This window comes from Clostridium cylindrosporum DSM 605, from assembly GCF_001047375.1.
In the GTDB taxonomy this organism is placed as follows: Bacteria; Bacillota; Clostridia; order Clostridiales; family Caloramatoraceae; genus Clostridium_AB; species Clostridium_AB cylindrosporum.
Window position 1 is genome coordinate 93,385 of the sequence record NZ_LFVU01000007.1, and the last position, 6,000, is coordinate 99,384.

6 protein-coding genes and 1 tRNA gene are annotated in these 6,000 nt (G+C 30.5%); 2 read left to right on the top strand and 5 right to left on the bottom strand.

Going from position 1 to position 6,000, the window contains the following annotated elements:
• Window positions 1-94: 94 nt before the first annotated feature.
• The gene (locus CLCY_RS04665) at window positions 95-982 is read left to right on the top strand and encodes a single stranded DNA-binding domain-containing protein (RefSeq protein WP_048569974.1); all 888 of its coding nucleotides are present in this window, start codon (window positions 95-97) and stop codon (window positions 980-982) included.
• Between the two features lie 131 nt (window positions 983-1,113).
• Here CLCY_RS04665 and amrA read toward each other — a convergent pair whose 3' ends face one another.
• The 3 genes from amrA to CLCY_RS04680 form a co-directional block, all read right to left on the bottom strand.
• Window positions 1,114-2,523: an AmmeMemoRadiSam system protein A gene (amrA, locus tag CLCY_RS04670; protein ID WP_048569975.1), complete on the bottom strand. Its 1,410-nt coding sequence runs from the start codon at window positions 2,521-2,523 to the stop codon at window positions 1,114-1,116.
• Window positions 2,524-2,670: 147 nt separating this feature from the next.
• Window positions 2,671-3,582, bottom strand: coding sequence for an EamA family transporter (locus tag CLCY_RS04675; protein WP_082141710.1), 912 nt, complete (start codon window positions 3,580-3,582; stop codon window positions 2,671-2,673).
• Complete coding sequence (locus CLCY_RS04680; RefSeq protein ID WP_048569977.1) at window positions 3,582-4,139, bottom strand: nitroreductase family protein; 558 nt, start codon at window positions 4,137-4,139, stop codon at window positions 3,582-3,584. The genes CLCY_RS04675 and CLCY_RS04680 overlap by 1 nt, the downstream gene beginning before the upstream one ends.
• A gap of 162 nt (window positions 4,140-4,301) precedes the next feature.
• On the opposite strand from CLCY_RS04680, the gene CLCY_RS04685 reads away from it, so the two are divergent.
• Window positions 4,302-5,195 (top strand): AraC family transcriptional regulator, encoded by an 894-nt coding sequence (locus CLCY_RS04685; protein ID WP_048569978.1) that lies wholly within the window; start codon window positions 4,302-4,304, stop codon window positions 5,193-5,195.
• Window positions 5,196-5,248: 53 nt separating this feature from the next.
• Here CLCY_RS04685 and CLCY_RS04690 read toward each other — a convergent pair.
• Together CLCY_RS04690 and CLCY_RS04695 are read right to left on the bottom strand one after the other, a co-directional pair.
• Window positions 5,249-5,325, bottom strand: a tRNA-Arg gene (locus CLCY_RS04690).
• Between the two features lie 49 nt (window positions 5,326-5,374).
• A complete protein-coding gene (locus CLCY_RS04695) occupies window positions 5,375-5,761 on the bottom strand; it encodes a GIY-YIG nuclease family protein (RefSeq protein ID WP_048569979.1) in 387 nt (128 codons plus the stop codon).
• Between the last annotated feature and the right edge of the window lie 239 nt (window positions 5,762-6,000).

Here is a 6,000-nt window from a genome sequence, read left to right on the forward strand (position 1 = left end):
ATATATACTTTAAAAATACTTGTATCTTCCTAATTAACTACGCTATACTCTTATTTGTATACCGTATTAGAACTTTTAAAAGGGGAGTAGTTTTATGAAAATTAATGAAATAAAAGAAATAGAGGATGGTAGCTTATTAAATATCATCGGTCTTATAACTAACAAAGATGTAGTTAGAGAGAATGATGATAATCCTTATATCCTATTTACAATTCAAGATGCTACAGGAAACATTACTTTCCCTGTATGTAATAGCTTTGAGTACAACAATCAATCATTTAACATAGGTGATATAGTTAATGTAGAAGGTACTAAAAGAGACCATCGTAATAAAATTGAATTAACCAATGTAGACTTATCTAAATCAAGGGACAATATAGACATTAACATATTAGCTCCAAGTTATAATGCACCTAATGAAGTTACAGGATATTTTATCGATAAAATTAACTCCTTAGAAGAAAAATACAAGAAAATAGCTATAGCTGCTACAGGAGCATTCGGTAGCAATGAAAAAAGATGGAATGATTTCATTACATATTCTTTCTTCGATAAAAATAACGGAGATACTAAAAAAGGACTAATTGCCCACACGGTTGGAGTATTAAAGGCTATAGATAGTATAATTGAAAATTATATAAACACTCCACTTTTCAAAAACTCTAATGATTCCATTAATAAGGATAGATTATTACTTTGCGCTATAATAGATGCTATTATGAAGGTTAAAAAATACGAATATGATACTGTTATTAGCAGAAAAGAGACCCTTCTAGATTTTGAAGTTATAGGTGCAAATTATATAGATGATATAAATAAAGAATCAGGAAATCCATTGGCAGATGATGAACTGCAAATAATTAAGTATAGCACCTTATACTATAATGGACCTTCTGGAGATAATGAGGCTAAAACAATTGAAGATGTATTATTAAATTGCTCAGATGAAATTGTAGGAAAAGTTGAATCAATAACATGCTAAACATAAAAACCCTCTAACAATTAATGTTAAAGGGTTTTTTGTATATTGCTAGGGATTGGAACCGATAGCCCACTAGCTGTTAATTAGTTTTATCATCTAATTTCATAAAATAAAACTTTAGAGTCCATCCTCTATTTACTTTCTTTATATCTTATAACTTCGAACTTTTCTATGGTGTAATCATCATTAGGACTTATCACTGCTTTATTACAAGCAATACTTAATTGTTTATCAACAGTGTCTACTCCTTCAAGATCAGGTAATAAAAGTCCTACCCTATCTCCTTTACTAACTATAACTCCATATCTCTTTGGATCAAGCTCATCTCTACTTGCTGGTACTGCATCCATAATTACATCAACAGATATATCTACATTATCCAGTTCATAATCATCTAGAGGTGGGAATCTTGGGTCCTTAAAGGCTGCTGCTACAGTATTTCTTATTATTTCTTTGCCAACAGAATTAGTAGCTGGTAATATAGTGCCTATGCACCCTCTAAGAGAATCTAACTTCTTTAATGATACAAAAACTCCATGTTTCTGATTTAGAAGCTCACTATGTAAATTAGAGATATCCTCCATCATTTCCCCATGTTTAAAATAATACTTTAAACTTTCTCTAGCTAGATTTGTATAGGGATTTCCTTCATCTAAATTTCCCTCGTTCTTCTCCATCTTAGATCTTGTTAACATATATAGACCACTAGTTTCTATTTCTTCTCTTTGAAACTTTATAACTGCGTATCCTACTCCAAAAGGTCCTTCATATGATAGAATATCACCTTTAAATTCCTTGCCTTCTAGAGAACCTACAAGAATATTTACAGAGTTTAGTCCGCATTGTGCAGCCTCTTTAACCATAGTCTCATCCATATTAAATAATGAAGTTACATTACCATTTTCAAGATGCCATAAAATTTCATTATCAAATTTTGCTCCATATTCTGAATAAGAATATGGTCCATCTTCCTTAAGTGCATGTGAAAGATCTCCACTTGCTATTACTACGATATTTCTTCCTAAATCCTTTGCAATGTTTTGTATCTGCATTCCAAATTTATATAGATTAATATCACCTAAAGCTGAATATGTAATGTGTACTAATTTATAGTCATTATAATGCTTATTAACAAAATACAAAGGAACCATTGTTCCATGATCTAGACTTAAATCATGATTATACCTTCCTAGTAACTCTGTATCTACTAGGGTTGTTGGTATTTCTTCTAGCTTACAAGCATGATTTAAACTCTCATTAAATTCTCTATCTATAGGAACATCCATTTTTATATGACTACATCCAAACTGGCTTAAGTCACCTGAAATTCTATCTTCGTGAGAAATAGCTATGGCATCTGGAAATCTGGTTGCATGGGGAGTTATAACTACTATTGTCTCTGGCTTAAAATTAGCGATTTCTTCCCCAACGGTTTTACAAGCATCTATAGTCTTCTGAATTTTTTGCTCTTCTCCCTTTCCTATGTCAGGAATAATAATTGGAGGGTGCGGCATTAAATAATAACCTAAAATATTTTTCATCTTAAGAATCTCCTTACTATATGTTTATATAATAGTATTATTTCTTAAATTCATCATATATATTAAAAAAACCAGGATAATATTTTTTTAATATATTATCCTGGTTTTTTTAATATAAAATATAATATTTTGGTTAGTTCATATTTGCTAGTTATGAGAAATATGTTTTTTACTTGGGTTACTTAGAAGTGCTAAAGCTACTAGTACAAGTGCTATACCAATTATAGAAAGCACAGAGGGAATTTCTTTATAAATCATCAGCCCAAGCAAAGTTGCAGTTACGGGTTCACAGGATGCTAATATTGATGCACCCCCAGTATCCATATATTTTAATGAAAATGTAAATAAAACATAAGGTGCTACTGAAGCAATTAAGGCGTGCAAAAATAAAAATCCTCCTAATGATAAAGGTGACTTAATCAATGCTTTTCCTAATAGATCAAAGTCAGAGAAAAATGCCCCTCCGATAGTAGCAAAGATAAAGCTATAGGCATTTATTGTTAATGAACTATAACCTTTATTCATGGCGAAACGAGAGAATATACTGTATAGGGCATAGCCAATTCCTGAGGCAATTCCTAGCAATATACCTAATAAAGAAAAGGATGCTCCTCCATCAAATATACCGCTAACAAATACACATCCTATAAGAGCAAGAATAAGTGACTTCAACTTTATGCTTGTGATTTTCTCACCAAATATTATCCTTGAAAGTAAAATAACAAAAATTGGAGCAGTTGCAAGAAGAATTGCAGCCAATGAAAGAGATGTTATATTAATAGCAGCATTGTAGCAATAATTAAAAAATGCCATACTAAGAATACCTGTCCCAATAAAACACCAAGAATCCTTTAGTTTAATTTTTAATAAATTTCTATCATAGATTAACAGACCAACAACCAGCATTATCGCTGCACCGCCCATACGACTTTCCACTATTGTCATATTACTTAAGTTCAGGGTACTTAGATGCCTGACAAAGAAACCTACCGAACCCCACATACAGCCTGCCAGAATAGCCAAAAATGGGGCAACTCGTTTTAACATTGTCTTTTCCATTACTTATTAAATATTATAGGTTTCTTTCTATTTGGTGGTGCTAACTTAGCTTTCATATACCCTATGCTCATAGGACAAACTAGCTCATATTGTTCTGGCACATTGTATTTTCCCTTAAATTCCTTTGTATTTAAAGTATGTTCCGCAAATCCAATCCAACAGGTTCCAATCCCCATACTATGAGCTGCTAGCATTATATTACCTGCTGCAAGGCTACAATCATAAACATGCCAGTGTGATTCTGTATTTCCATAAATAATTAGTAGTGTGTTTGCATGATTAAAAACGCTGAACCTTGGATTAGTTAACCAACTTTCATATTGATTTAAATAAGGATATTTCTCCATATTCTCTAAAAGATATTTCTTTGTTATTTCAGATAATGAATCTATTTCATCTTTATCTTGAATAACTACAAATCCCCATGGCTCTTGTCCTGAACCTGTTGATGCCTTTGTGCCAAGTTTAATAATATTATTTAAAGTTTCTTCAGGTATAATCTCATCTGTATATGCACGAATACTTCTTTTACTATTAATACATTCTAAAATATCCATTTTCATTCCTCCCTTCAATATAGTTTATAAAGCCTTCTATCTAATTTATCTAACTATTATTACTTTAACTATATCCTACATATATAATTATATTATGATAAACTAGCTATAAACCATAAATATGTTGTCATAAATTAAAACTATATTAGCGAGGTTTTTAATATGCAATTAAATAGATTAAATGTTGATAGTAATTTACAGTCAGAAATGGACTATGGTTCATTTGAATTTCCCTTGGAGGTTTTTTATGATGATCTATGTAAATATGATATAGGTTTTATTCGCTGGCATTGGCATAAAGAAGTACAGTTTTCAGTTGTGAAAAAAGGTACTGTTGAATTTTTCTTTTTAGATAAGTCATTTAAATTATCAGAGGGAAATGGGGTTTTTATTAATTCAAATATTCTTCATCAAATGAAACCAGTTACTCAAGGAAGTATTGTAATTAACATAGCCTTTAACACTACTTTAATAGGTGGACATAAGTTATCTCTCATAGATAGGAAGTATATATACCCTATTGTAAATAATAATAATGTTCATTTTATGATTTTAGATAATACTATTAGCTGGAAAAAAGATATGATTACTAATTTATTTGAAATATATGATTCCTATGAAAAAAGTGATTTTGGATATGAGCTTTCAATAAAAAATTTCTTATGTAGTTTATGGTTAACTTTAGCTAAGAACTTAATTCCAAACTTAAATTTAAAATCTACAATTAACAAATATGAAGGGGAAAGAATTAAAGTGATGCTTGAGTTCATTCATAATAATTTCTCAAAGAATATTACCCTTGAAGATATCTCTCAAACGGTTCATATTAGTAAATCAGAGTGTTGTAGATGCTTTAAAAAATACTTAAAAATGTCACCTTTTGAATACCTTATGCAGTATAGAATTATAGAAGCATCAAGTATTCTACGAAACACAAATACATCCATATCTGAAATTATGAATCTAGTTGGTTTTAATGACCCAAGCTATTTTACAAAGGTATTTAAACGATTTACTAACTATACTCCTACTCAATATCGCAAACAGATTAAATAACTTTAAAGTTAATATAAATAAAAACCCTAGAAGCTTATAACTTCTAGGGTTTTTGGTGCGCTGAGAGGGATTCGAACCCCCGACCAACTGGTTCGTAGCCAGCTACTCTATCCAGCTGAGCTATCAACGCATGCTCGACATATTATATTCTATCATATATCTAAGTATAAATCAATCCCCTATTTTTTAGGATATAGTATTACTACCTCTCCATACTCTTTAATAAGTTCTTCTTTCCATGTCTCACGAAGCTCTCTTAAGTCATCACTATAATCTACTTTAGTCTCATCTTTACTATATTCAAGTTTATCAAGCACTTCAATCTTAAATTCATCCACCCCTAGTTCATTAAAATCTTTTTGTAGAATCTTATTTGGGTGCCATCCAGTTTGAAGTCTCATTAGAATACCATTGTTTATCCCATAAAGATTAGCATCATAGTCTATATAGCATTTATTTAACTTTTCACATCTTATTATATATATCCCCATATCAGGTTTAGTTAATTTATATTCCTTTTGAAGTTCCTTTTTTCTTTCCTTACTAATTTCATTTGATTTACTCATAGTATCATCTCCTTTAATTTTAGTAATTTACTAAATTACTAATTTACTAATTAAGAAATAGTATAGTAAAGATTTTGTCATCTGTCAAATAAAGTTATTCAGAGCAAAAAATAAAAAAAGACAGATTAACCAATAGTTAACCTGTCTAAATTACAAAATAAAAAAGATCTCAATTTCTTGAGATCTTGGCGGAGAAGGAGGGATTTGAACCCTCGCACCAGTTACCCAGCCTACGCCCT